Source organism: Thermogemmatispora argillosa (assembly GCF_059696725.1).
Genome location: NZ_AP019377.1, coordinates 3,743,502 through 3,770,378 on the forward strand (window position 1 = coordinate 3,743,502; position 26,877 = coordinate 3,770,378).

General features: G+C 56.9%; 22 protein-coding genes. 7 read left to right on the top strand and 15 right to left on the bottom strand.

What is annotated here, in order from left to right; genetic code table 11:
- Window positions 1-34: 34 nt before the first annotated feature.
- The 5 genes from murA to AC6H1L_RS14590 form a co-directional block, all read right to left on the bottom strand.
- Window positions 35-1,402: a UDP-N-acetylglucosamine 1-carboxyvinyltransferase gene (gene murA, locus AC6H1L_RS14570; protein ID WP_497598214.1), complete on the bottom strand. Its 1,368-nt coding sequence runs from the start codon at window positions 1,400-1,402 to the stop codon at window positions 35-37.
- Window positions 1,399-2,970 (bottom strand): phytoene desaturase family protein, encoded by a 1,572-nt coding sequence (locus tag AC6H1L_RS14575; protein WP_497598215.1) that lies wholly within the window; start codon window positions 2,968-2,970, stop codon window positions 1,399-1,401. The genes murA and AC6H1L_RS14575 overlap by 4 nt, the downstream gene beginning before the upstream one ends.
- 47 nt (window positions 2,971-3,017) lie before the next feature.
- Window positions 3,018-4,400 (bottom strand): double zinc ribbon and FHA domain-containing protein, encoded by a 1,383-nt coding sequence (locus tag AC6H1L_RS14580; protein ID WP_497598216.1) that lies wholly within the window; start codon window positions 4,398-4,400, stop codon window positions 3,018-3,020.
- Between the two features lie 215 nt (window positions 4,401-4,615).
- Window positions 4,616-5,035 (bottom strand): zinc ribbon domain-containing protein, encoded by a 420-nt coding sequence (locus tag AC6H1L_RS14585; protein WP_497598217.1) that lies wholly within the window; start codon window positions 5,033-5,035, stop codon window positions 4,616-4,618.
- A 208-nt stretch (window positions 5,036-5,243) separates the two neighbouring features.
- On the bottom strand, window positions 5,244-6,011 hold the full coding sequence (locus AC6H1L_RS14590) for a hypothetical protein (RefSeq protein ID WP_497598218.1): 768 nt from the start codon (window positions 6,009-6,011) through the stop codon (window positions 5,244-5,246).
- A gap of 799 nt (window positions 6,012-6,810) precedes the next feature.
- Between AC6H1L_RS14590 and dnaA the strand changes: the two genes are divergently transcribed.
- From dnaA to AC6H1L_RS14605, 3 genes are all read left to right on the top strand, one after another.
- A complete protein-coding gene (dnaA, locus tag AC6H1L_RS14595) occupies window positions 6,811-8,403 on the top strand; it encodes a chromosomal replication initiator protein DnaA (RefSeq protein WP_497598219.1) in 1,593 nt (530 codons plus the stop codon).
- A 408-nt stretch (window positions 8,404-8,811) separates the two neighbouring features.
- Window positions 8,812-9,519 carry an SDR family oxidoreductase gene (locus AC6H1L_RS14600; protein ID WP_497598220.1) on the top strand — a complete coding sequence of 236 codons (708 nt, stop codon included), beginning with the start codon at window positions 8,812-8,814 and terminating at the stop codon, window positions 9,517-9,519.
- A gap of 58 nt (window positions 9,520-9,577) precedes the next feature.
- Window positions 9,578-10,741 (top strand): S-adenosylmethionine:tRNA ribosyltransferase-isomerase, encoded by a 1,164-nt coding sequence (locus AC6H1L_RS14605; protein ID WP_497598221.1) that lies wholly within the window; start codon window positions 9,578-9,580, stop codon window positions 10,739-10,741.
- Window positions 10,742-11,002: 261 nt separating this feature from the next.
- Here AC6H1L_RS14605 and AC6H1L_RS14610 read toward each other — a convergent pair whose 3' ends face one another.
- From AC6H1L_RS14610 to AC6H1L_RS14645, 8 genes are all read right to left on the bottom strand, one after another.
- Complete coding sequence (locus tag AC6H1L_RS14610; protein WP_497598222.1) at window positions 11,003-11,869, bottom strand: class I SAM-dependent methyltransferase; 867 nt, start codon at window positions 11,867-11,869, stop codon at window positions 11,003-11,005.
- A gap of 147 nt (window positions 11,870-12,016) precedes the next feature.
- Complete coding sequence (locus tag AC6H1L_RS14615; protein ID WP_497598223.1) at window positions 12,017-12,985, bottom strand: ABC transporter substrate-binding protein; 969 nt, start codon at window positions 12,983-12,985, stop codon at window positions 12,017-12,019.
- A 258-nt stretch (window positions 12,986-13,243) separates the two neighbouring features.
- The gene (locus tag AC6H1L_RS14620) at window positions 13,244-14,326 is read right to left on the bottom strand and encodes an ABC transporter substrate-binding protein (protein WP_497598224.1); all 1,083 of its coding nucleotides are present in this window, start codon (window positions 14,324-14,326) and stop codon (window positions 13,244-13,246) included.
- 210 nt (window positions 14,327-14,536) lie between these two features.
- A complete protein-coding gene (locus AC6H1L_RS14625; RefSeq protein ID WP_497598225.1) occupies window positions 14,537-15,394 on the bottom strand; it encodes a class I SAM-dependent methyltransferase in 858 nt (285 codons plus the stop codon).
- A gap of 297 nt (window positions 15,395-15,691) precedes the next feature.
- The gene (locus AC6H1L_RS14630) at window positions 15,692-16,660 is read right to left on the bottom strand and encodes an ABC transporter substrate-binding protein (protein WP_497598226.1); all 969 of its coding nucleotides are present in this window, start codon (window positions 16,658-16,660) and stop codon (window positions 15,692-15,694) included.
- A 188-nt stretch (window positions 16,661-16,848) separates the two neighbouring features.
- Window positions 16,849-17,739 carry an ABC transporter permease gene (locus tag AC6H1L_RS14635; protein ID WP_497598227.1) on the bottom strand — a complete coding sequence of 297 codons (891 nt, stop codon included), beginning with the start codon at window positions 17,737-17,739 and terminating at the stop codon, window positions 16,849-16,851.
- On the bottom strand, window positions 17,736-18,527 hold the full coding sequence (locus AC6H1L_RS14640; protein ID WP_497598228.1) for an ABC transporter ATP-binding protein: 792 nt from the start codon (window positions 18,525-18,527) through the stop codon (window positions 17,736-17,738). The genes AC6H1L_RS14635 and AC6H1L_RS14640 overlap by 4 nt, the downstream gene beginning before the upstream one ends.
- A gap of 378 nt (window positions 18,528-18,905) precedes the next feature.
- Window positions 18,906-19,781 carry a class I SAM-dependent methyltransferase gene (locus AC6H1L_RS14645; protein WP_497598229.1) on the bottom strand — a complete coding sequence of 292 codons (876 nt, stop codon included), beginning with the start codon at window positions 19,779-19,781 and terminating at the stop codon, window positions 18,906-18,908.
- A gap of 544 nt (window positions 19,782-20,325) precedes the next feature.
- On the opposite strand from AC6H1L_RS14645, the gene AC6H1L_RS14650 reads away from it, so the two are divergent.
- The 4 genes from AC6H1L_RS14650 (at window position 20,326) to AC6H1L_RS14665 (ending at window position 24,434) form a co-directional block, all read left to right on the top strand.
- Window positions 20,326-20,808: a hypothetical protein gene (locus AC6H1L_RS14650; RefSeq protein ID WP_497598230.1), complete on the top strand. Its 483-nt coding sequence runs from the start codon at window positions 20,326-20,328 to the stop codon at window positions 20,806-20,808.
- A gap of 194 nt (window positions 20,809-21,002) precedes the next feature.
- Window positions 21,003-22,118 (top strand): hypothetical protein, encoded by a 1,116-nt coding sequence (locus tag AC6H1L_RS14655; RefSeq protein ID WP_497598231.1) that lies wholly within the window; start codon window positions 21,003-21,005, stop codon window positions 22,116-22,118.
- A gap of 302 nt (window positions 22,119-22,420) precedes the next feature.
- On the top strand, window positions 22,421-23,338 hold the full coding sequence (locus tag AC6H1L_RS14660) for a J domain-containing protein (RefSeq protein WP_497598232.1): 918 nt from the start codon (window positions 22,421-22,423) through the stop codon (window positions 23,336-23,338).
- A gap of 133 nt (window positions 23,339-23,471) precedes the next feature.
- Window positions 23,472-24,434, top strand: coding sequence for a dihydrodipicolinate synthase family protein (locus AC6H1L_RS14665; RefSeq protein ID WP_497598233.1), 963 nt, complete (start codon window positions 23,472-23,474; stop codon window positions 24,432-24,434).
- Between the two features lie 128 nt (window positions 24,435-24,562).
- Here the strand turns inward: AC6H1L_RS14665 and AC6H1L_RS14670 are convergent, their stop codons facing one another.
- Together AC6H1L_RS14670 and AC6H1L_RS14675 are read right to left on the bottom strand one after the other, a co-directional pair.
- A complete protein-coding gene (locus AC6H1L_RS14670; RefSeq protein WP_497598234.1) occupies window positions 24,563-25,432 on the bottom strand; it encodes a zinc ribbon domain-containing protein in 870 nt (289 codons plus the stop codon).
- A 391-nt stretch (window positions 25,433-25,823) separates the two neighbouring features.
- A complete protein-coding gene (locus AC6H1L_RS14675) occupies window positions 25,824-26,645 on the bottom strand; it encodes a hypothetical protein (RefSeq protein ID WP_497598235.1) in 822 nt (273 codons plus the stop codon).
- Between the last annotated feature and the right edge of the window lie 232 nt (window positions 26,646-26,877).

Sequence of the window (26,877 nt, forward strand, 5' to 3'; positions counted from 1 at the left end):
GGGGTCAGAAAGCGCTGAAGCAGGCCAAGTGAAGCTAAGCGAAGGCATCTAGAGTATCATCCTCTGCAAGGGGATGAACAACCTCAAGCTGAGCCCCGAGCGAGCGTAGCTTCTCATCCAGGCGCTCATAGCCGCGCTCGATGTGCTCCACGCCATGCACCTCGGAGGTACCCGTAGCGCAGAGGGCAGCCAGGATATAGGAGCAGCCGGCGCGGATATCGGGAATATCCAGGCGAGCAGCGCTCAGCGGTGTAGGTCCGCGGACCACACAACTATGCAGATACTGCTTTTCGCGGAAGCGGCAGGGTACCTCACCCAGGCACTTTGTATAGAGGCCGATATGGGCCCCCATCGTCTTGAGGGCATGAGTGTACCCGAAGCGATCCTCATAGATCGTCTCATGCACCACGGAAATCCCATCGGCCTGAGTCAGCAGAATCGTGAAAGGCTGCTGCCAGTCTGTCATAAAGCCTGGGTGGACATCCGTTTCCAGAGCGATAGGAGGAGGAGGGCGATCATCCCCGATAAAGCGGATGCCCTCATCCTCCACCTCGAAACGCAGGCCCATCTTTGACAACGTATTCAAGAACGTCAGCAGCGTATCTTGCTGAGCCCCACGCAGATAAATATCGCCCTTCGTCAGGTAGGCCGCGATAGCCAGCGACACCGCCTCATTGCGATCGCTCAGCAGCGTATGGCGGGCACCGCGCAGACGCTGCACCCCTTCGACCACGATGCGGCGATCCACCTTCTGCTCAATAATGGCCCCCATTTTCTGCAGGAACTTAATCAGATCGATGATCTCGGGTTCGAGAGCGGCATTCTCGATGATCGTCACGCCCCGAGCCAGCGAAGCCGTGATCAAGAAATTCTCCGTGGCCATCACACTAGGGAAAGGCAAGCGGATCGTCGCGCCGTGGAGGCCATGCGGAGCGCTCATATAGTAGCGACCCCCCAGCTCCACGATCGTTGCTCCCATCTGCTGCAAGCCGTTCAAATGAAAATCGATCGGGCGAGCGCCGATGCGGTCGCCGCCAGGCAGAGGGATATCGGCCTCACCGCAGCGGTGCAGCAGCGGACCAACCGTCAGAATCGCCATGCGGTTCAAGCCGCCGATCGTCGCTGAAACTGAAGTCGAATGGATAGCGGGCGTTCTGATCGAGAGCGTATGCTCCCGCTCATTGAGCGACACCTCAGAACCCATCTCCTGACAGAGACTCAACGTCAGATAGAGATCGCCGATGAGGGGTACATTACGCAGCGTACAAGGTTCCTCTGTCAGCAGAGAAGCGATGGTCATCTTCGTCACGGCGTTCTTGGCACCACTGACCGTCACCTCGCCGTGGAGGGGGGTACCACCGCGGATCAGATAATAGGGAGCAGTCTTTGCAGCGTCCGTCATGGATAGAGAGGTCTCCTTACCTGCTTACGAGCATTGCCCGGGGCCGTCCATAACCAGCGCAGGGCATTCAGGCGGGAAGGAGGGCGTTCGACACAGGTTGAGCGCGAGCGTCCCCGCCCGCGTCCAAAAGGAAGCCGGTCTAACCAGCGCGCGTGCCTGCCTGCGGCTGCTGTCGCTGGCAAGCGAGGGGCACCAAGTGGACCAGCAGCCTCGCCACGCTCGATGGCATCGAGGAGATCGAGCACATAATTCACGCTCTGAGCTACTCCCTCGACCATCAAATAACCGCTGGGTTTGACAGCGTCGCCCACCAGAAAGAGGCCCTGCAATGGAGTAACCGGCGAAAGATCCGTTCCCTGGGCCAGGCGATTCACTGGCCACTCGCCGCGGTAGACGCTCATGGTGAGAATGCGGCAATGTCGTTCAAAAGTCTCGCCGAAGAGGCTACGCAGATCGGCGATGGCCAGGGCCTTTTCCTCCTCAATATTATCACTCTGGAGCACCTGGTGAGTAATGAGCAGATGCTTGCCAGGAGGAGCGAGACGAGGATCGCAGTTCGTTGGCTGCACGACGCCAGCGATGCGCTGGGTATCCAGACAGTACATAATACCGCGATGTGGGATGAGAGAGACATCGCTCAGTACATGGACCTTCAAACCCACCGCTTCGCGATAGGTGCAGTCTGACGCGCCGGCAGACGCCTCCGCTTGAGCGCTCTGCCGCTGCTGTTTCAGCAGCTCAGCCTGACGCACCTGGCGGTTCTCGATCAAGGCCGTTGTAGCACGCGGGCCTATATCGCTGACAACCAAAGGAGCGCGGAGCACCAGCTCAGCGCCAGTCACCCTGTTACGAGCGCGCACGCCCGTCACCCGCCCCGAGGCCTGCAAAATCTGCAGCGCCTCATGGCTCAGCAGCACAGTGGCGCCTCGCTCACGCAAACGACGCTCCAGCTCGGCCACCAGCGCGCCGCAGCCACCCTCAACAATGCCGGGCGCACCGTAGCGAAACATATTTTTAGTTGTTGCGATAACCTCGGCTGTTGAGACCTGATCTAGCTCCAGGCTAAGAGCAAAGCGCGCGATGCGCTCGAAGAAGGCCACAAGCTCGCGATTGCGCTCGACATTGATATGGCGAGCCAGCCAGGAGCTGAAGGGCAAGTCTCGCTCCTCGGTGGGGAGCGGGCGCAAGAACATCAGATAGCCCAGCCGCAGAAACCAGAAGAACTGGCGCGGGCCAAGGAAGCGATAGACGCCGAGGAGCCCGCGAGCGCGCACCTGACGTCCATGCACATGGAAAGAGCCGAAGACATCGGCGTCAAGAAGGCGATGGGGGATCTGCAGACGCCGCAGGGTGCGGGCCAGCACTCCGCTGCTTCCAAAGGGAACCATATGCACAGCGCCAGTGCTGACCTGCACGCCTTTGAAGGTTTTAGCTGTAAAACGTCCGCCACAGTGGTCAAGCCGCTCCAGCAGGGCCACACGTTTGCCCCGCTGCAGCAGTTGAGCGGCGCTGAGCAATCCCCCCAAGCCAGCGCCGATGACGATGGCATCATAGTGCTCTTCCTGCATCTTTGTGAGCAAGCGATAGTTGTTTCTCGTGCTAGATCTTGACGATATTAGCGCTCTTCTCCAATGAGAGCGCGCAATAGGGTATTGCACTCAGCCAGCGTATTGAGCACACTCTGATGGATCTGGAAAACCTTATTTAACTCGCGAGCTTTACGGGCCAGGCGTGTCACGTACTCAATATCGCGGGGATTGTTCGTTACATCTTCCATCAACTGGATCAGCTCAGACCAGGCTAGCGCCTCGCGGCTGCGCGCCACATCGGCGATTGTTTGATCCATCCGCTCGGCCACGCGGCGCACGCCAGCGCGCAACTGATTAGCTGTCTGAGCGATTTCGGCCTCGTGATTGCGCAGAGCCTCCTGCGTCGCATTCAACTGCTCTTGGAGAGCTGAGACCTGGCCGTCGAGCGTAGCCAGAGCGGCCATCAGCGACGACATATCTGGCAGAGCGGGCAGAGGCAAGCTGGTCAAGCGATTGAAAGTCACACCATCGGCAGGGCTGGCCGCCGGGGGTTGAGCGCCTTCCGTAGCGGGAGCAGGAGAAGCTGCCGGCTCGGCCTCGCGTGTAGGGCTAGCTGCAGCAGGCTCAGCTACTGTTGCCGCGCTGCTAGAGCTGCTCTCGACGCTCTTGGGAGCAGGAGAAACTGAGCCACTGCTAGCTGCTCCCGAAGGAGATAGCTCGCCCTCGGTACGGGTGGCGAACTGATCCAGCGAGCCAGCGGCGGTCAAATTGCTATCCTCGCGCGTACGATAGGTCAGCTCGCTGGGTTGAATACTAATCGTTGGCAGCTCATCGACGCTGGCGACGGGGGCGTGGAAGATCAGTTCATGCTCACCAATGCCGATATGGTCGCCGTCCTTCAGGACGTAGGGGACCAGCTCCTCAAGCTGCTGGCCATTGACGAAGGTACCGTTCGCGCTCCGCTCATCGCGCAAGATATACTGACCATTCTCGTAGCGTACAGTAGCATGACGACGCGAGGTGAGCTTATCCTTAGAAAGGAGAATATCGCTCGTTGGAGCACGTCCGATAGTGATTTCCTCTTTATCAAGAGTATATTCCTGGATGACCTCGCCGCTCTCTGATTTCAGCGTAAAGCGAGCAGGGTTCTTGATTTTAGGGGTAGCAGTAGCCACTGCCACCTCGTGGCTGGCGACTGGCTGAGCTGGCGAAGGTGACAGCTCCGTCGGGGCTGATGGCGAGGCAGGAATCGTAGCGTTTGACCAGCCTCCGCCGGGCGAAGGTGACGACTGCGAACCAGGAGCAGAAGGCCCCCACTCATCCTGAGCTGGCACAGTCGCATCGCCCCCGGACAGCGGGGCCTGGGCCTGCTCATAAGCAGGAGCGGAGGAAAGCAGCGGCTGACCACAACTCAAGCAGAAGCGATCCCCGGGCCGCGTTTCTGCACCACAACGGGGGCACTTGTCCATAATAGATCTCCTCCCTTTGCTAGCACGTAGGCTTTGCTTTTGTGCTCCTCGTATACCTCACAGGAGTAATTAGCGCACTCGCAAAACTGTTGCCATTATACCAGAAGTGGTCACCAGGCGTCGAGCGGGGACACAAGCGGCTGTAAGAGAGCAGCCCTTACCCGCCTGCCCGTAGCGCGGACGAGCCGAGGCGCGCCGAGAGAGCGCAGCCAGGGCTACCAGAACAGGCGCCTGAAAGCCCCGCGAATGAGGCGACGCACAAACAGGTAGATCAGGAAAAGCGTGAGTGCAATCAGACCAACGAAGCACCAGAAGAGGCCACGCAATCCAGGAATGAACCAGGACAGGAGGCCCAGGAGAACAAGAGCTGCTATGATGCCGCCGATAAGGGCGAGCAAGATCAAGCCTGCCTGCTTGAGAGACTGCTGACCAGAAGAAACCGTCGTCCAGCGGAAAGCCGAGTCTGGCATCGACTGTATCTGCGGAGCAAGCTGCTGCTCCAACGCTCCGCCCCTGATGCCCGGTCCGTCGGCGCTGCTGGCTGGAGAGGATAGCGCGGCGCCGCAGTGTGTACAAAAGCGCGCCTGCGGGTCGCGAGGCGTACCACAGTAAGAGCAAGTGCTTGGCATCTGCATGATCTCTGACTCCTTTTCTAGCCCGCAGGACATACACACAACAGAGCATCGCAGATCGGCCTCCTCTCCATAGGAGTGGGCAACCCTCTTGATGGTTGCTTCTGAGCTCGTATGCTCGCAGGCTTCAACGTACAGTTGAGTGGAAGCTATACCTATCCGGCCTCTCTCTGGCTTTCCCCATGCTGCTCGGCAGCGCTTGATGAGCTAATCAAGAAAGAGGGACCCAGGCTACGTTTGGCTGCAAGGAATCAAAGAATTGTTTCAGCGCTTTCTCATCGCCGGGGGCAGAGAAAACAATACTGGTCTCTCCGCGCACACCAGAGCAGATTTGATTCGGGGTACGCGTCGGCGTTGGACTTACCCGAGCTGTGGGAGTAGCCTTAGTCTGTGAGCGAGCCGCTGCTGTAGGGGTGACCAAAGAAGCCGTGCACTGAAATAGCGACTTCTGATTGCGATGAGGCGCCTCCGAGAGACTAATAGCGCTTCCATCAGGTAGCAGGTAGGAAATAGAGAAGTTCCCTCCGAAAATAGGATCATGGACCGTTCCGAGTGCGCTCACCAGACAGCTCTGAGCTGGCAAGCGAGGCGGCAGATAGACAGTGAAGCCTAGCAAGGATTGGACCTGCTCCCAGTTCGTAAGAGTGCGCGGGCTACTTGTCGCAGTACCCTGAGCAGTTGGGGTGACAGTGGGAGTGACAGTAGAGGTAGAGGCCGCCGGTGAGACAGTGGCCCCCTCATCTCGGAACAACATCGATGGTTTGCCGCACCAGTGAAGCTGATTCAAGGCGACAGTAGCCGGGGTAGGAGTCGTAGAAGAGGACCGGGTAGGTGTAGCACTGCCGCCCAACAGGCCGGAACAGGCGGCAGTTAATGATCCCGTCAAAATCGCCAGAGTCAGGAGCAGAAGCCAGTTATAGCTAGGCTGTTTGTGCCGATAGACCACTTGTGCCGAGCGCAGCAGTGCTTTCATGGGCATCACTGAGCAGCCTACTCCCTATCCTCAACTGAGCACGAACGCACTGAGCGAGTCGCAGGGAGAGGAGCGGCTGCCCCTCCTTTCTATCCTCTCACTCAAGAGATTGCATTGTGGAAGCAAGGCGCGCCTGGAGCTGAGCGCAATGCTCTGCCGCCAGACTTTTCTTTTCCTCACTCAAGCAAAAACAAGCGGCGAGGAGACGAGTCGGGAGTGTTCGCCTCCGTTCGCTATGCTATCGCTCTCTGCAAGAATCAGGCAGCAGGTTAATAAACAGCAAGAGAAGAATAAAGCGACCTGACAGGTATTGTAGCTACAGATAGAGGAAAGAGATCAGGTCTCCGACTGGAGCCGGGCAAGCGAGACGGACCGATGAGAGACGAAGGTCCTCTACCAAGGGGCATGGGAGGACACTCGGCTGCGAGTCCGCGCTTTCCAGCGGCAACAGTACTTTTTTCCTCGCTCGCGAGAACGCCCTGCGCGCTTTGGACCCAGTATATATTACTGGTAAAGGAATTCCTATGGCCTGCTTCTCATCTGGTACCAAAAGAGGGCTTTACAGCCTTTTGGTTTAGTGCTACCATTACCCTCTGCTATTCAGGAATACGTTCATCCGGGTGTTTTTTGTCCTACTCATCCGACCCTTGTACTACCAGCGTAGGGCTGGGCACCCCTCTAGCTACGACTTGCTCTTAAGATCCGAGCCGATGACCTGACGGCATTCCTATGCCCGAATGAACTAACGCCAAGAGAACTGACGCAGCCTGAAGGCAGAGACGAACTGCGTATGAGGTGAGAGCCGGTGAATGCAAGACAGATCTGGAAAGCGACACTGGAGCAGATACAGACCCGGGTCCAGCCGTCCGTCTATGACACCTGGTTTAGCGGGACGGTAGGACTCTCGTTCGACAACAATGTCTTTATGGTAGGGGTGCCCTCGGCCTTTGCCAAGGCTCAGATGGAAGTGCGCTTTATCGAGATGATCCGCTCGCTCCTCTCAGAGGTGACTGGCTGTCAGCCTGAGGTGCGTTTTGTGGTCACAAAAGGCTCGACGGTGAATGAGGAGCTAGAAGAGTTAGAGCAGGAGGCTGCCCTGAGCGAAAGCCCTGCTCAGCGTTTGAAGCGCGCCTATCGCGCGCCCAGGCATCGCCCGGCCCTGCGGGCAAAGCTCGATCCATCTTCACCGGCAATTGCGATGACGTCTCATGCCCTCTCTAGTCCCCGCCCGGCCCCTCAGCGCGCTGAAACTCATGAAGAGGAGCAGGCTGCCATGTTTCTGGGCTATGAACGCTCCCCGGAGGAGAAAGCGGGCAGTGGCGGCGAGCAGGAGCATCTCTTCACCCCTGCTGAAGGCGGTAGTATGTTGAATCCACGCTATACCTTCGATACGTTCATTGTGGGGAAATCGAACCGTCTGGCTCATGCCGCCTCCAAGGCTGTAGCCGAGCGTCCTGGCTATGTCTATAACCCACTTTTCCTCTACGGCGGGGTCGGCCTGGGCAAGACTCACCTGCTCCACGCCATCGGCCATCATGGCGAAGCAGCCGGCCTCAGCGTTCTCTATACAACCTCCGAGAAGTTTACTAATGAAATTATTAACGCTATCCGCTTTCAAAAGACAGAGGAGTTTCGCGCGAAATACCGGCAGATCGATATTTTGCTGGTCGACGATATCCAGTTCATCGCCGGCAAAGAATCGACTGAAGAGGAATTCTTCCACACTTTTAACGCACTTTATGATTCGAACAAGCAGATTGTCGTGACCAGCGATCGCCCGCCAAAGGCCATTGTCAGCTTGCAGGACCGCTTGCGCTCGCGTTTTGAGTGGGGGCTGCTTGCGGACATCCAGCCGCCTGATTATGAGCATCGTCAGGCGATTCTGCGCTCAAAGGCCGAATCGATGCGTTTCCAGGTCCCGCCGGCGGTGATTGATTATATCGCTCGTCCCGAGTGCCGTAGTGTTCGTGAGCTAGAAGGAGCCTTGAAGCGCGTGATCGCCTACGCGACTTTGCATCAGGAGCCGCTCACCGTCAGCCTCGCTGCCAAGGCATTAGAGCATATCTATAACAGCAAGCCGCCAGCGACGTTGACGGTGCGTGAGGTGCTGGAGGGGGTCTGTCGCTATTATAACGTTGATCCCGAGCAGTTGCGCGGAAAGGCGCGGGACCGTGAGATTGTCTGGCCGCGCCAGGTGGCTATGTATGTAATGCGGGAGCAGACCGATGCCTCACTCCTGCAGATTGGTGCCGAGCTGGGCGGACGTGATCATACAACGATCATGCATGGCTGGGAGAAGGTGCAGGCTGAGATGGCAACCAATGACCGCGTGCGCCGTGAGATTGCCGCAGTGATCGAGACCATTGAGCAATCGAGAATGGAGCTGCGGCGGCTCTGAGGTCTCTGGCCTTATCCCTGCGGCGCTGCTCATCGCCTGGCCCCTCACTAGCAGCCGTCCGCTGAGGGGAGAGAGCTGGTGAGGGAACGAGTGAACAAACAAAGAAGCTCGGAGCCAGGACCAGAGAGAAGAGCATAGAGGCAGAGAGACCTGTGGCGTAGCCGAAGAGAAGGTCGGTGCGCTGCAGGTCTCTTTATGTTTGCTGCCTTGCCGAGCTGTTTGCGCAGGCTGCTGCTTCGCCGTAGCGGGACTCTAGCCAGAGCTGACCAGGGAGGGAGGAGTACACAGACCTGTCCATAGGAACAGCCTGAGATCTGTCCGCTTGCCCGATGCTGGCAAGGAAGCTGCCCTTTAGCATAGATCACGCTTACAGCTCATCTCTGATGCGTCGCAAGGAGGTCGCTTTCGATGACGGCTTTTGGAGAGCGTACCAGGCGTACAGCCCTGATTACCGGCGCCTCGCGTGGTCTGGGTCTCGCATTGGCTCGCCAGCTTGCCCGAGCTGGCTGGCGGCTTGTGATCGATGCCCGTACTGGCAGCGAGCTAGAGCAAGCGCGGGGCGAGCTAGCGGCTTGGAGCGAGATAGTGGCTCTTGTTGGGGATGTGAGCGAGGCTGGACACCGCCAGGCTCTGGCCCAGGCTGTGGCCCGCTGGGAGAGACTTGACCTGCTGGTCAACAATGCCAGTATTCTTGGTCTCAGTCCTCAGCCTTTGCTCCTGGACTATCCGCTTGATGTCCTGGAGCAGGTCTATCGTGTCAATACCATTGCACCGCTGGCGCTGATTCAGCAATTAAAACACTATCTGCTACCAGGGGCCTGCATTATCAATATAACCAGCGATGCGGCCCGCGAGCCGTATCCTGGCTGGGGAGGTTATGGATCAAGCAAAGCCGCTCTCGAGCAGTTAACTGCCATCCTGGCGGCAGAGCAACCACAATGGCGGGTCTACCTGGTTGACCCTGGTGACATGAATACACGCCTCCATCAGGAGGCCTTCCCCGGCGAGGACATCAGTGATCGTCCTCCACCGGAGGTGAGTGTGCCCGGCTTACTGGCCTTAATTGAGGGAAACTATCCCTCTGGGCGTTACCTGGCGCGCGAAGTGAAAGCTTAAGCTAGATGTCTTCAGTGTGCTGGCAGCAGCCTCACATTGCAGCAGGTGGAGGGTGTCCATGAGTATACTATCACAAAATAGGCAGGACTATGGAGCAGATGAACAGGAGGGAAAGCGCGATGCCTATCTTAAAACGATTCGAACGCTGAGAACACTGACTGATGAGGATAAGCTACAACCTTTACGATTTGAACTGCCTGATTGGCTCGAAGCTAAAGGGCCGCCTGAAGCGCGGGGCCTGGCGCGTGATGAGGTACGATTACTGGTTTCATACTGCCATGCGAATCGACTAGTGCATACTCAGTTTCGTGCATTGCCGACCTTTCTCAGACGGGGAGATGTGCTAGTCATCAATACGAGCGGGACCATGAAAGCTGCCCTACACGCTGAGCGGGCCGATGGGGAGCTGCTAGAGCTCCATCTCTCGACGCGCTTGCCGGCTGAGCTATGGGTAGTCGAAGTGAGGCAGCCCTTGCCCGCAGGATCGCGGCTCTTCCTCACGATGCGGGCTGGCGAGGTCTTGACCCTGCCCGCGGGGGGCCGTCTAGAGCTACATCGGCCCTATGTACAGAGCGGTCGTACTGGCGAAGTGCGTCTGTGGGTAGCCACGCTAGATCTGCCGGAGCCACCCGATCTCTATTTAGAGCATCATGGCTTTCCCATTCGCTACAGCTATGTAGAACGAGAGTGGCCGATTGAGTATTATCAGTCAGTCTTTGTCACAGAGATAGGCAGCGCAGAAATGCCCTCTGCCAGTCGCCCATTCACGGCTGAGTTAGTCACACGCCTGGTGGCGGAGGGGGTCCAGTTTGCGCCGGTGCTCCTCCATACGGGGGTAGCCAGCCTGGAGACTCATGAGCCTCCTTACGAGGAATACTATCGGGTGCCTGTCGAGAGTGCTGAGCTGGTTAATGCTGCTCGGCGGCAAGGGCGGCGAGTCATTGCCGTGGGGACAACCTCTATGCGGGCGATCGAGACAGTGGCTGATCAATATGGGGTAGTACATGCTGGAGAGGGCTGGACGGATCTAGTGATTACTCCACGTCGAGGCCTGCGTGTCGTCAATGGCTTGCTGACTGGTTTCCATGAGCCACAAGCCTCCCATCTTGCGCTCTTAGAGGCGCTGGCACAACGCGAGCATCTGGAGGCCGCCTATGCGGCTGCGCTGCAGGAGGGCTATCTCTGGCATGAGTTCGGCGATGTTCATCTCATTCTGCCCTGAGCGGCAGGTGGCTGAAAATTCCCTGGTTGCTGATGTCCCGAGTCGAACTGGTGCGACGCTTATAGGCTGAGCGTTGGGGCCGGGCCGACAGGCGCGGCGGCGAGCAAGGTGAGAGGACAGTCAAGGGCGGCTTTTCTACCGCAAGGGATGCGCCATCGAGCGAGGCAGCAGGCAGAGAGGACGCCCTTGCTCTCTAGGCTGATCGCGCCGCGCTTGTCGGGCTTAGCTTTCCTGGGTTTTGAGCTGCCTGATTGGCTGCACTTAACTATCCTGACTCTGGCGTACGGCAGTGACCAGCCAGTGATAGAGCTTTTCCGTCTCGGGGGTCAGGGCCTCACTTGGAATAAAAGGGTAGACGGGGCGATTGTACTCGTAGCCTTTGCGGGCGGTGGAAGTAACAAAAGCCTGCCAGCCAAGCGAGGCCAGGAAGCTGGTAGGATCATCAAGTGTACCGATCCAGGGAACGCCAAGGCTAGAGACGCGCTCTGTACGCTGACGCGTTAAAGGCGAGGTTGTCATAGCGCTATGAATAGCATCGAATGCCAGCCAGCTCTGAGGCGCGCTCAAGCTACTGATGTGTGAAAACAGCTGAAAAATTGCCTCTTGAGGCAAGTAGAAGAGCAGGCCTTCGACGAGCCAGACGGCAGGAAGAGAGGGATCGTAACCTGCTTTCAGTAACTCTGAGGGCCAGGAATCTTCGGTGAGATCGGTAGGAATAATGTGGCGTTGGCAGGTCGGAAGGGCCTGCTGTGCACGCAAGATATTTTCCTTGTAGTCGAGCACGGCGGGCTGATCCAGCTCAAACCATTGGGTATCTGGTGGCCATGCCAAACGAAAAGCGCGAGTATCGAGGCCGCAGGCTGGCATAACAAGCTGACGGATGCCCAGCGTGCCGATAGCATGCTGCAGAAACTCATCGAAGAAGCGGGTACGAACAATAATGCTACCTCCAGCGTCTTCGAGCTGGCGGAAGCGTCGTTCGCCTTCTGCGCCGGCCAACGTCGCGGCCCAAGGGTCATCGAAGAGCCGGTCTGGTCGCTGACTCTCATGAGCGCGCACGGCGGCTGTCATATAAGCTGTGTATCCTACTGAGGCTTTCTGGAGCGAAACTGAGCTATGCTCCGACATCGCGTTCATCCTTCCCAGGGCAAGTCTCCTTGCCTGTCGTGCGAATAGCAGCTGTAACCAGGCGCCTGGCGAGCGCCGACGATATTCAGCACCGTGCTCGCCAGGCGCGAGAGGCCTATTCGACCGCGTGCTCAGGGCGAGCCAGAGCTAGACCTGTGGGGTGAAGCCCTGGAGGGCCTGAGCGGCGATTTGAGTATCGACCAGAGTGGAGAAGGGAGGGATCTTCTTCACAGCCCCTGTCTGCAGAGCGAAGGCAGCGGTGACGTTATAGCCCTGCTCATTGACGATGGGGGTGGTAGCGTAGGAAGTGCGCAGATCCTGGGCGGCGGCGGCAGCGGTCTTATCATCGATGTGGGTGTACTTTTGCAGGATCTTGATAGCCTGATCGGGATATTTCTGGATGAAGGCCAGAGCCATTGCCAGGGCGCGCACGAGGGCCTTGATGGTGTTCGGCTTGGAGCGGATGAGGCTGGCCTTGGCGTAGAAGACGGAATTGAGCTGGCCCTGCATTTGGGGGACGTCGCCGCGGAGGGGGCTGATGAAGATCCGGCCCAGGCCTTGAGTCTCGACGGACTCGCCGACGGGCTTATAGAAGCTGAGGGCATCGACTCGGCCCGTCTTGAGGGCAGCCACTGCGGCGGAGACGTTGTTGCCGACTGCCACAAGAGTGGCGTCTTTGCTGGCATTGAGGCCGAAGAGATGGAAGAGATAGCTGACAAAGCCGCCGGTCTGGCCGGTGGTAGAGATGACGCCGATTTTCTTGCCGACGAGGGCTTTGACCTTGGCCTCCAGGGGGCTGCTTTCGGAGAGGCCGGTCTGCTGGAGGAAGTGGTTGCTAACGGTGATGTCGTTGGGGAAAGCGACCTGTAGCTGACCGATGACCTTGACGTCGGCGTCGATCTGGGAGACGAGGAAGGCTTCGGTGAGCAGGCCACCAACAGCGACCTCGACAGCGCCGGAGTGGATGGCTTCAGCCATCTGGGGGCTGGTCGGTTCGAGTTGGAAGGGGGTGGGGTAGACGGTGAGACCCTGAGCCTGGAAGTAGCCCTTGTCCAGGGCCACCAGATCGGGTAAGAAAGGCGCCGAAAGACTATCGACTGCTACCTTCAGTTTCATATCATCGGTGCTGCTGGTATGTGTGGCTGAGCTGGAGCCACAGGCAGTAAGGAGAAGTAAAAGTAGAGATAGAAGCAGCATGAGAGGCTTTGAGTAACACACCTGAATCTGAGTGAGCTGCATGGTTTTCCTCCTGATGTACCCGTAGGGCTGGCCGCATATCTATCCTTTGCATGTCTATCATGGAAAGCATCAAATATTGATTTTAAACAAGTAATATTATCTAAGTTATGCTTTTCCATGATAGATTCTGCCCTATTAAACCACAGGGACAAAGCCCTGCATGGCCTGAGAGGCAGTATCTGTGTCGACGATCGCTTTGAAGGGGGGAACTGCTGACAGCAAACCAGCCTCTATATCAAAGGCAGCGGTGACGTTATAGCCCTGCTCATTGACGATGGGGGTGGTAGCGTAGGAAGTGCGCAGATCCTGGGCGGCGGCGGCAGCGGTCTTATCATCGATGTGGGTGTACTTTTGCAGGATCTTGATAGCCTGATCGGGATATTTCTGGATGAAGGCCAGAGCCATTGCCAGGGCGCGCACGAGGGCCTTGATGGTGTTCGGCTTGGAGCGGATGAGGCTGGCCTTGGCGTAGAAGACGGAGTTGAGCTGGCCCTGCATTTGGGGGACGTCGCCGCGGAGGGGGCTGATGAAGATCCGGCCCAGGCCTTGAGTCTCGACGGACTCGCCGACGGGCTTATAGAAGCTGAGGGCATCGACTCGGCCCGTCTTGAGGGCAGCCACTGCGGCGGAGACGTTGTTGCCGACTGCCACAAGAGTGGCGTCTTTGCTGGCATTGAGGCCGAAGAGACGGAAGAGATAGCTGACAAAGCCGCCGGTCTGGCCGGTGGTAGAGATGACGCCGATTTTCTTGCCGACGAGGGCTTTGACCTTGGCCTCCAGGGGGCTGCTTTCGGAGAGGCCGGTCTGCTGGAGGAAGTGGTTGCTAACGGTGATGTCGTTGGGGAAAGCGACCTGTAGCTGACCGATGACCTTGACGTCGGCGTCGATCTGGGAGACGAGGAAGGCTTCGGTGAGCAGGCCACCAACAGCGACCTCGACAGCGCCGGAGTGGATGGCTTCAGCCATCTGGGGGCTGGTCGGTTCGAGTTGGAAGGGGGTGGGGTAGACGGTGAGACCCTGAGCCTGGAAGTAGCCCTTGTCCAGGGCCACCAGATCGGGTAAGAAAGGCGCCGAAAGACTATCAATTGCCACCCTTAGCTTCATATCATCACTTGCCGTAGTGGCAGGTCCCAAGCTACACCCTGCGATGTTAAACAGGCTAGTGAACAGCAGGATGAGCATAAAAGGATAGAGTCGATTATAGGTGAAAAACTTCATACTGTTACCCTCCTAAAGTGGAAATATAGTTACTTCGCTTCATGGGCGTGACCCATTCTTATCCTCTTATGAAGATATCAGAAGCCTACTTGAGGCTTTCCGATCTTCAATGCCCTGTTTGAACTAAATAGGCATTGTGTGGGAGGAAGTAGATCGGGATCTTCCTCAACAGGCGTGCTGCTACCTATGGGCTTGGATAGAAAAGTGGACTCAAGGTTTTCGCCATGCGGTGACCAGCATATGGTAGAGCTTTTCCGTCTCTAAAGTCAGCTCTGCTGGAGGGATGAAGGGGAAAACTGCTCGCCCATACTCGTACCCTTTGCGCGCACTGGAAACAAAGGTTGCCGCCCAGCCAAGCGAGGCGAGCAAAGTAATAGGATCATCAATTGCTCCAATCCATGGGGCACCAGACCGGGCCAAACGGTCGATTCTTACTCGCGTGAGCGGTGAGCTAATCATTTCACTGTGGATTGCATCGAAGCCAAGCCAACTGTCAGGTGCCGCAAGACGGCTTATCTGCTCGAGTAGACGACTAATCTGATCTAGAGGTAGATAGAACAGCAAACCCTCGACTAACCAAGCAGATGGCAGCGTAGGATTGAAGCCTGCCTGTAACAGTGCCTCCTCCCAGCCAGGCTGAGCAAGATCAGCGATCACCGGAACACGCTCGCAGCGGGGTTGAGCCTGCTGAACCTTGAGAACGGCTTCTTTATAATCTAGAATCAGCGGCTGATCCAGTTCAAAAAAGCGAGTTTCAGAAGGCCAATTGAAGCGAAATACTCTAGTATCGAGACCTGCCGCTAGCAGAACAATCTGGCGGATGTTATGCTCATGGGCAAGACGCTGAAGCCATTCGTCGAAATAGCGTGTACGTACAATGATTGAACCGCCCTGGTCTTCCACTGAAGCGAAGCGTCTCTGCCCTTCATGACCGGCTAAGACGGCAGCCCAGGGATCGTTAAAAAGGCGATCTGGTCGTTGGCTCTCGAAAGCGCGGGCTGCCGCTGTCAAGAAAGCTGTCGGGCTAATCAGTTCCTTGGGGGTTGGGGAGTAGACGGTTTCAGACATCAAAGAGACCTCCTTTTCACTCCTATGTATGTGTTAGCTTCCCTGCCCAAGCGCGGGAAGCTATGACTACCGACCGTCCTGTCAACCGATCAGCCGGACATAAGTCGCTGGTGATTTGGAAGATTGTTACGTTGCTCAGGTTGCTCTGTACTAAGGGCGATAAGCGTATCTTCCACCGCAAAAACACCGAAGTTACTCTGTTGAACGGACGGTCAGCACAAGACCATCAAGGGCGCCTGACATCATTGTATGACAGACTGCTTGCCGCCTGTGTTTCAAATAAGCTCCTTGCGCTCTCTAAACATCTGGGTGAAAACCCGCCATTGCCTGAGCCGCGGTCTGAGTATCCACCAGCTTCTCATATGGCGGAACGCTCGTAATTAAACCTGCTCTGAGGCTGAAAGTAGCTCCCAGATCGTAAGCCCGTTTGTCGATGACCGGCGTTGCTGGATAAGCGTGCCTAAGAACCTCCTTCGCAGCTGCTATTGTCTTATCATCGACCTGCGTATATTTCTGCAGGATCTTCATCGCCTGGTCGGGATACTTCTGAATGAAAGCCAAGGCCATAGCAATAGCGCGCACCAGTGCCTTAATGGTATTGGGCTTGGAGCGAATGAGGCTGGCTTTGGCGTAGAAGACGGCGTTGAGTTCCCCGACCAGCTCGGGGATGTCTCCCTTTAGCGGGCTAATCCAAACGTGTCCCAGCCCCTGGGATTCGACCGTCTCCCCGACAGGCTCAAAGAAGCTGAGCGCATCGACACGTCCGGCCTTCATAGCGGCCACGGCGCTGGCCACAGTGGGGCCAAGAGCGACGAGAGTAGCATCTTTATTGATATTGAGGCCATAGCGACGGAAAAGATAGGTCACGAAGGCTCCCGTCAGCCCTGTAGTAGAGACAACACCAATCTTTTTGCCGACGAGAGCCTTGACCTTAGCCTCCAGGGGGCTGTTTTCTGTCAGGCCAGTTTCCTCTTGCAGCTTATTGCTGACCGTGATAGCACCAGCCAGCCCTATTTGCAGCTGACCAATGACTTTTACATCGGCATCCATGCGTGACACAAGAAAGGCCTCAGTGAGCAAACCGCCGATCGCCACTTCAATGGCGCCGGAATGAATAGCTTCCGCCATCTGAGGACTGGATGGCTCGGTCTGGAATGGTAGCGGATAGACGGTCAGCCCCTGAGCCTGGAAGTAGCCCTTGTCCATGGCCACAAGATCAGCCAGATAGCCACTGGAGAGACTGTTAATGGCCACCTTCAGCCTCATATCGTCTGTGGCAGGGCTACTTTGCCCAGAACCGCAACTGACGAGATCGCAAGCCACCACTATGAGGGCTAGCAATAGCGCCAGCTGAAATTTTTTCCGACCTGATGCGCTTAGCCTCATATATCCGCCTTTCTGCTAAGAAAGAGCTATAGCAGGAAGAGGGTGTCGTCATGCCCTCATAAAGCCTCTTATGGCTGATCAGCGTTACTAAGCTTCAAGCCTGCCTTCCAATGAGAAGTCTTGCGATCGATGAGATTCACCACCGCATTCAGCAAGCCAGCAATCAAAGTCAAAACGAGCAACGCAGCAAAAATGCCAGCGGCGTTGAAAGACTCTCCAGACGACTGAATGAGATAGCCAATGCCATGATTGGCGCCAATCTGCTCCGCCACAATGGCCCCAATGAGGGCATAAGGGATGGCCACATGCAGGCCAGTGAGCACTGAACCGGTCGCAGAGGGAAGAATGACCTTGAAAATGATGTCGCGCCGTCGTCCACCCATCAGGCGCACAGCATCAACAAGATGCTGATCAACGTTACGCACCCCATTGAGCGTATTCAGGAAGATAAGGAAGAAGACAGTAACTGCCGCCAGGACGACTTTCATGGGAATCTCGATCCCCAGCCAAAGAATGAAAAGCGGTGCTAGCGCGATCTTGGGAATGCTATTCAAGGCAATGATGAAAGGACTGAAAATGCGCTCGAGCGTTGGCTGCAGGCCAAAAAGGAATCCCAAGATCAGCCCACTCAGAACGCCGAAAAACAACCCAAGCAGCGTCTCCTCCAAAGTCACAGCTGTGTTGATAATCAGTGTGCTCTCATACCAGGGATCACCGTCGCTGAGCCAGGTGATGGTCTGGCGCAAAATCGCCAGTGGATTGCTCAGGAAGGATGAATCGAGAATCGTCCCGGAAGCTAGTTGCCAGAAAACAAGTGCCCCCACGATGAGCAGTACACGAGCGCCATAGATCAACCATTGCTGGCGCTGCGAGCGACGCCGAACCTGTCTCACCAGAGCAGAAGGGGCCACCAGCACTGACTGTGAGGCCTCGGGCTTGAACTGGTTAACCAGGCTCATAGCCTCACCTCCTGTCTTTGTACTTGAGAGCGGGACTCCATAAGGGCATCCCAGAGACGCCGGTGAAGGCTGGTAAACTCAGGACGAAAGCGGATGTGGAAGACGTCACGGGGGCGCGGCAGTGTAACCGGTTCATCAGCAATGATGCGCCCTCCTGTGCCAAGCACCACAACACGGTCGCCCAGGAGAATGGCCTCTTCCAGGTCGTGAGTCACAAAGAGCACGCTGGAGCGCTGTCGGGACCAGAGCGAGAGCAACTCATTTTGAAGCTCTAAACGCAGCTGCGCGTCAAGCGCCGCAAAGGGCTCATCCATCAAGAGCGTTTCGGGCATGGTCACTAGCATACGGGCCAAGCTGGCACGGCGTAGCATGCCTCCAGAGAGTTCGTGAGGATAAAGCTTTTCAAAGCCTGTCAAGCCAACAAGGCGAAGGAACTCGGCGGCGCGTCGCCGTCGCTCAGGAGCCGTCACCCCTCGAATCTCCAGCGGCATTTCGACATTCCGCTCAACAGTCCGCCAGGGCATAAGCGTATCTTTCTGGGTCAGATAACCTATTTCCAGTCGTGGCCCGCTGATAGGGGCTCCCCTATAGTAGACCGCTCCCGAGCTTGGAGGAAGCAGGCCTGCGACGATGTTGAGCAAGGTAGTCTTGCCACAGCCGCTCGGTCCGGCAATGACGACAAAGCTCCCACTCTCGATATCAAGGTTTACATTGTGCAATACGATGATTTCTCGGTCATTGCGGATGAATGACTTACTGAGCTGTTCGATATGTATGACAATGCTCATTCAGCTGCTCCTTCTAAGCCTGGAAGAGTCTCAAGTGCAACTGAAGCTGCGCTTCAAGCTGGCTTCAGAAGTGCATCATGCAGCTCTACTGCAGACAAATCTAGTCTGAGTCTTGTCTAACCAGACGGTATCACGCTGTTGGCCTCTATCAGAAAAGTATGTCAAAGCATGGCAAAACTGTCTTACCTGCTGGCTGCTGATTTCGTTCACTAAGAATGGCACCCCTGGGCGAAAGGCCGATTTGATCAGCGTGAGATGGCGCTTCCGACCAGCGTTAGCTGTCTTCTCTTCCTGGTTACTGCTCTTGCTCTGTGGCTCCCCTGGCTCTCCAATGAGCATGAAAAGTAACTGAGCTACGTAAGGCAGGACTATCCTCCTTCATCGGGAAACAAGCCTTATCTCCTGCTCTCCTCCCCCAACGCGCTTAGCAGTAACAAGCATGTGATAGAGCTTCTCTGTTTCACTCGTTAAAGCATCCGGGGGAATAAAGGGAAAGATTGCTCTCCCATACTCATACCCCTTGCGCACATTGGGCACAAAGCTGGCCTGCCAGCCAAAGGAAGCCAGCAAGGCAACGGGATCGTCGATAGCCCCGATCCAAGGGGCACCGTTCTTCCTTGTCAGCTGGATACGCGAGCTTGTCAGAGGAGAGGAGAGCATGGCGCTGTGAATGGCATCGAAGCCGAGCCAGCTTCCTGGCGCAGCAAGACGACTCAAGCGCTCCAGCAGTTGCTGAGTCTGCTCCAAGGGAATGTAAAAAAATAGACCTTCGACTAGCCAAACTGAGGGCTGTGCTGGATTCAAGCCTGCTGCTACTAGCTGACTCTCCCACGCAGCGGAGAATAAGTCCGTGGCCAGGACAAAGCGCTTACAGCGAGGCTGCGCCTGATAGGCCTGGAGACGGCTTTCCTTATAGTCCATGACGGCGGGCAAATCGATCTCGTAAAGACATGTTTGCTCTGGCCAGTCGAGGCGAAAAGCTCGCGTGTCAAGACCAGCCGCCGGTAACACAATCTGGCGTAATCCCTCTTCGTGGGTCAGGCGCTGCAGCCACTCATCAAAATAGCGCGTGCGCACAATAATGGACCCACCTTTGTCCTCGCCTTTTTCGAGAATACTGAATCCTTCACGACTAGCTAACAGAGCCGCCCACGGATCATCAAAAAGATGATCAGGTCGTTGACTCTCATAAGCACGGGCAGCCGCGGTCAGGTGGGCAGTCACGCTGATGCGCTGTTTGTCCGGCTCGCTCATGTAACCTTAAGATCCTCTATACCTCTAATGTGTGAGACACAGCAAATTGTAACCCTTATCGCGGGTAGTCAGGCAGGCCCGATCTGCTATGCCTGATCGGCACTCGCTCAGACTGATCCATCCATGGCGTCAGAGCGCCTTCAACTGAAGAGCTTATTTTGACTGAAGAGCTTGACTTTAGTGCTTCCACTGGATCTATGATATAGAGCCTTGTCAATACCTCTCTGGGTAGCAGGCCCTAAAGGAGCGGGCTTCTCTATCTATCAAAGGATAGTATTTTCTACAGACTTATGCAATATATGTCTGGCATTTTTATGTGATCTTAATATTTGGGGAAAGCATCGTCTGTTAAAATAACTAAGCGAGGAGTCGGCTCTGTGGTAAGGACCCTATAAAGCAGCACAAGAAAGCGGTTACCGCCTTTCCCCGAATTGTGGAGCTCTGTGAATCGGAGAAGGTCAGGAGCTTGATAGCAACCAGGCTCCTGACGCCTTGTTTACAACAGGAAGAGCCTTGATCGATGTATCGCCTGGACTTTGAAACAATGAAGCAGGTCATGCGCGAACATCGCAAAACCGGACTCCTCTATGCCGATCTGCCCGCAGGAGTCCCGGGGATGCCGGAGCCATGCCGCGTAGAGATCATCTTGCGTGCAGGGAACATCGTTTCCTGCTTCTTTGTCGGCAGAAGCGGACGGCGCCTCAAAGAGGAAGACGCTTCGCCAAAGCTTGCCCGCCTTGGAAAGCTCGACTGGACTTTCGTCCCCCAGGAAGATGTTCCCATTGAGCCGCGCTCTACTCCTGGACAGACCAGAAACACTACCACAGGGTCTTCGGCTTTTCCTCAGCGCCTGCTACATCTGGAGCAGTGGCAAATGGTCGGTTGGTCACGCATGCATCGCATGGTCTTCGCCCTGGCTGATGGAACACGTTCCGTGGAAAAAATCGCTGAAATTCTCTCAACCTCTCCAGAGGCGGTGCGCGCTGTCCTGCGTGATCTCCAGGCGATTGGGGTAATCCGGCTGTGAAGGCATAGCCTTCGCAATCAAGGCGGCCAGTGCTCCTAAGAGAGGCGCCAGCGCCTGGATGGAAGAGAGGCCCTGCTAGACAGCTGTCTAGCGCTCTTCCTTTCCCGCTACTGATGCTTGTTACGCCAGATTCTGGGTCCTACCTATTTCACTGCTACCCGTCTTGCAAAGAATAAAGAAGGAAAGGCTTTCCGATGAAAAGAATCACGATCGCTGATCTCGATACCCAAACGACTGATGCGCAGGTGCCCAGCTATCTGACCTCCGAGCACCGTGAGAACCGCTGGTTGCGCTGGTGGTACCGGCTGGCCTCTCCCTCGATGCCGCCAGCCTCGGCCTCCTTCCAGCGCCGTGAACTGTTCCGCCGCGGGCGTACCGGTAGCCAGATACTGCCTGCCCTCTATGTCCTGCTGGTTGTGGCGCTCCCCGCCGGCTTTCTCGGTACGAATTTTTACTTGGTGCCGATTGTAATCGTCTGCTTCCTGATGCTGGTCATTGCCACGGTGCTCAACCGTCTTGGCCTGGTCAATGCCGCTGGCTTTGTAGTGGTCTTGACGTTCATGTTCTTCCCCATCGCTGATATTGTAACTACCCCCGGCGGCATCAATATGATGGACCTGCCAGTTTTCGGCATGTTGATCCTCCCTCTGGTCTGTGCCGTCTCTTTCCTGCCGCCCTGGTGGGTCTTCGTCGTTGCTCTGATCAACTGCCTCTTTACCTTCTTCGCTCTGACCCAGCTCCCCCAGACACCCGAGCTGATGGGAATGCTTGAAATTAACTTCACTGGCATTATTAGCCCTATCCTCATTAGCCAGATTATCATCTCGGTTGTGGCCTATGTCTGGGTCAGCAGTACGGTGCATGCTTTGGCGCGGGCCGATCGGGCTGAGGAGATCGCTCGCCTTGAGCATGATCTAGCCATGCAGGCGGAAGCCGCCGCCCGCCAGAAGGAGCAGCTAGAGAATAGCATTCAGAAAATCGTCGAAACCCATACTCGCGTGGCCAATGGAGACTATAGCGCTCGTGTTCCACTAACGAGCGATAATGTGCTCTGGCAGATATCTGGCTCATTGAATAACTTATTGGCTCGCATGCAACGTTTGCATCAGGACTCAGCCGAGCTACAGAAGATGAAACAGGGCTTCTATCAGTTGCGCGAGGAGAACAGGCGCTTGCGTGAAACGGTTCTGGCTCTCCAGCAGCTTCGCGAGGAAGAGAGCCGCACGCGGGGCACATCGCCCAATCTCTCGCAGTTTTCACCGGACAATCCCAGAAAGCTCATCTGGCACACCGATGAGGAACGCTTCTAAGGAAGGGTAGCCTCTGGCAGGCTGCGGTCTGTCTGCAAGAAGAGGCCAAGGTAGAGTGCTGGCGCTCCCGTTATTTTGTCTTACTTGTTCGCTCGCTTGCTATTTTCTGGAACCTTGTTTCACACTGGCCGGGGGGATCATCCGTCGAGGTACGATGAGCAGTATTGCTCTCTACTGACAGAGACAGGTCGCTGCCCTGGTGCTGAAACAAAAGCGAGGCTCATGCGTATCTTCCTTGTGGTATCATACGTATCGGTTAGCAGGAAACCGGGCGGCATGCCACAACGTGAGACAGGCACCTGATGAGTTCCTTTATCGACTACTACGCGGTATTAGGGGTAGAGGCTAATGCCTCCCCTACTGAAATCAAGGCAGCCTTCAAGAAATTGGCGCTCCGCTATCATCCTGATGTCTATAAAGGTGAAGATGCTGAGGAGCGCATGCGTTTGATCCTGGAGGCTTATCAGACTCTCAGTGATGCCAAGCTGCGACGGGAATACGATGTCCGTCGCCGTCAGCAGCTCGGTCTGGCAACTACAAGCCGTCCGGGACTGGTCCAGGAAGCAGATTCTGGCTCTCCTGCTGAGGTTTCTCCGCGTGCTCGGCGTGATCGCCATCGCCATTACGATTTCCCTGCCTTGGACGGCCCGGCTACCGTCTATCTGGGCGAAATCGTCTATAGTCTGGACGCTGAGCAGGCGATTGCCCTCAAGGAGAGAGGCCTACTGCGTGGCAGCGTGAGAGGCGGTAGTGTGCGCAAAGATGGGACGATCCATCTCCGGCTCTCGGACAGTCCAGAGAAGTCGCAGGGCGACATGCTCTATTGCCATCGCTGCCATCAGCGCTGGCCAGCTCCCGCAGGGCAGGAGTCGGCAGCAGTGCAAAAGATAGTGTGCCCGCACTGTCAGGCGTCTGACTGGGCGGACTATTTGCTGCTGCGCTGCGTCCACTGTCGGGCTGTCTTCGAGAGCGAGCAGATTCGCTATGAAGTTGGGGTCTATCGCTATGGCGGGGGGCGGCTCTGTCACCCCTATGAGCTTTTTCCTCTCTGCCCTTATTGCGCACGGGCCCGCTGGTGCCCTGCTGAAGAGGAACGCCTTGAACGCGAGCGCGCGACGGCAGCGCGCAGACGCAGCCTGTCTTTCCTGCTGGCGCTCGCGCTTCTTCTAGCGGTGGTAGCCGCCTTGAGCCTCATGGCGCTGAATACCCTTATCCATTAAAGCCGGCAGGCGAAGTAGAGCGTGTCCAGCGCCAAGCCAGCCTCAGTGCTCAGTCAATTGAGGAGCGGTTGGGAGAGACCAGCTCGTAGAGCCTGAATGAGTCATTTAGCATACGCACGCAAGAGAGAGCCGCATGACTGCCTTGCATCTACAGGGGGTTTATCCGCCCGTCCCGACCTTCTTCGCTGCCGATGAGGAGCTTGATCTGACGACGCTGGAGAGCCATCTCCAGTGGCTAGCTGCCAGTGGTATTGCTGGCTACGTTGTCCTCGGCTCCAATGGCGAAGCGCCCCATTTAACCAGTGAGGAGCGCGAACTCGTTATTCGCACTGCCCGTGAAGTGATCAACCAGCGCGCTCACAGCCGGGAGGAGGAAGGGGCTGCACGGGCCCGGCTCCTGCTGCTGGCTGGCTGTGGAGAGCAATCAACACGGGCTACCATCGCTGCCTGTGAGCGAGCAGCAGAGGCAGGAGCCGATGCCGTACTCGTACTCCCCCCTTTCTATTTCCGCGGGCGCATGAATGGGGCGGCGCTCCTGGCACACTACCACGCCGTCGCTGAGCACTCTCCTCTACCGATCGTTATTTACAACATGCCGGCCAATACCGCCGGTCTGGATCTCGATGCACCGCTGATTTGCCGTCTGGCTGAGGAACATCCCAACATCATCGGCCTCAAAGATAGCGCTGGTAATGTCGCCAAGCTGGCGCAGATCGTTGGGCAGCTTGCCAACAGTCGTCCCGACTTTGCCGTACTGGCCGGAAGCGCTGGCTTCTTGCTGCCGGCGCTGGCGGTTGGCGCCCGGGGAGGAATACCAGCACTGGCCAACGTCCTGCCACGGCAGGTCTGTCGCGTACAGGAGCTCTTCGAGGCTGGTCAGCTGGAAGAGGCGCGCCGCCTGCAGGCCAGTCTTGTCCCCCTCAATACCTTGCTCACTGCGACCTACAGTGTTGCTGGTCTTAAAGCGGCGCTCCAACTGCTGAGAGGCTATGGTGGACGCCCTCGCGCGCCCGTGTTGCCCCTCGATGAGCAGGAGCTGATCAACCTGAAAGCGACGCTCGCCCCTTTCATCAGCGATAGCGGGGAGACTGGCTAAGCTGCTGCTTCGGCGCTGCGCATGAGGCCCAGGAGGCAACCAGCACTGTTGTGCCTGGATGAGGGCGCTACGGCAGGCAGAGATAGACAAGCAGGGGCTGCGCACTGGCCACAGCCCCTGCGCTTCCTCTACTCCACGCTGAAGGTGGCCACCTGAGCTAGCTGAGCATCGCTGCAGTCGGAGGTCGAGCACCAGTAGATCTCAACTGTGCCCTGACCGGCCAGACGGTAGCGGGCGGCAAAGTAGCCTGCGTCATAATTCGCCTGGATCTGGAGTATTTTGCTATTCAGAACCTTTGTATAGTCCAGATACCATTTGGCTTGCGCATAACCGCTACTACCTTTTTTGATCTCGAAAGTAGCGTAGATGACCTGGCCGGTTTTAAAAGTGGTAGTTAGATGCGTCGGTATGACATCGTTCACCTGGTCGGCCATCTGTACCTTTGTGATGATAGCCGCTGCTGAAGCGGCGATCGGCGAGCCGGAAGGGGAAGAGGTGGGCGTTGGAGTAGGCGTCAACAGGCTCCTTGCCGTAGCATTCTCTGCCGAAGCAGTAGCGGCCGAGGAGGTAGCGGTAGCATCGACAAGGCTGAGGGTCTGAGAAGCGCTACGAGTCAGAAGGAAGAAGCCGCCGCAGCAAGCCGCGATGACAACCAGCAGAATAGCGCCCGTGATCAGCAAGACCTTGCCAAGGTTGCTCTGGCGTGGCGCTGTGGCTGGCGGGCCGTAAGGGGGCTGAGCGCCTGGAGCATAGGGACCTGGTGGAGGTGGGGGGCTGTAAGGATCAGTGGGAGCAGGGCTGTAGGGAAAGCCCCCCGACAGGCCGTAGTTAGTAACCGGCGATGGCGGAGGGGGTGGAGTTCCCTCCTGATAGGAAGGCATTGTCCCAGCAGGATCATAGGCGGCCTGGCCGGAAGTATTGTATGGAGTAGGATGGCCACAAGCTGGGCACGAGGCTGCTCCCGTTGGAAGCGGGGCCCCACAATGGTTACATTGCATAGGAAAAAACCTCCTCGCTTAGGTGAACCGGCAGCCGAAGGTCGATATGAGATCAGGGCTGTAATCCAAAAACACCCTAAAGTAGTGCTGGCGGACCCTAGCGAGATGTACCTTCCCGTGCAAGTGCCCTTACCCTGCTGGCCGCTCAGCTTACAACCCCCTCCAGTCCTCCGGTCTAGCTTGCTCGCTCTTCCAGAATAGCACGCAATGCCTGAGCTGCCAAGTAGCCGATAACTACTCTCGCTCTTTTTCTTTCTTTCTTCAAAGAAAACGGTCACAGTAGAGCGTTCTGGGGGACCGTTTTCTTCTGGCTACCTCGCTCAAGCAAAGTGCACCGCGACAGCTTGAGCTGGTTGGGGTGAGGCCTCATAGGCGCGAGGGCAGTGCCTCCCTAGCCCGCCACGACAGTAAACGTAACATGCTGGGCCAGAACACGATCGGTACATTGCGTTGTACTGGCCCAATAGAGGTCGACGCTGCCGGTTCCGGGTTGGCCATAAATAGCGTAGGAATAGCCAGATTGGCTGTAGGGCCTGACAGGAAAAGCAAAGTTTGTCACACTATTCCCATTGAGATACCAGTAAACACAGACAGCGCCTGCCTGTCCATGAGGATGGAGAGCAAAAGTCACGTAAATCGCCTGATTGGTTTTAAAGGTTGTCGTCACCTCAGTGGGCTGGCCAGTCTGTGTATTGATGGCACTGGCGAGCTGAGGCTGATCAATATAGGCCTGGCCAGGGAGAGCCGTCGCGGAAGGGGTGGCTGTAACGCCAGAAGCGGTAGATGTAGCTGAGCTACTAGGCGCAGTCGCGGTCACCAGGTTTTGCAGACTGCTACTACCCCCCGAGGAATTCACCAGCATATTGGTGGCCATAAACCAGACAAAGAGCAAGATAATGGCTGCCGTCACCAGGCATGCGGCGGAAGCAAAAAAGCCCAAGCGCACATGACCAGGGCGGTAAGGAGCGGCCTGAAGCGGTGTGCCTGGTGAAACCGGTGGTGTCGGTGAGAAATCCTGTGACAGCGCTCCTGACTGCGCAGGGGTCCCGGGTAGCCAGAGCGGCTGCTGTTGTTGAGACGGTTGCTGCGCAGGCTGAGGAGAGAAAACGGCTGTCGGGCTGGCAGGATCAACCTCGCTCCAGTCGCCGTTCCCCAGCGGCAAGGGCGTTGGCTGAGGTGCTAGCCCGGATTGGGGCCAACTCGGAAAAGGCATCTGCTGAACAGGAGTCGAAGCAGACGTTGGGCTGCCAGGCTGAGCCTGGGGCATGGGCATTGGGGTTGGGGTCGGGACTGCTCCCCACTGGTATTCGGATGGCGTTACTCTATCCGCGGCCAGGAGCGGTGACGATGAGGAGACCTGACCCAGGACAGAGCCGCAGCGAGGGCAACGGCTATCTGTCCACGTTGGTGAGAGCGACAGGCCGCAGTGCGAGCACCTTCTCATC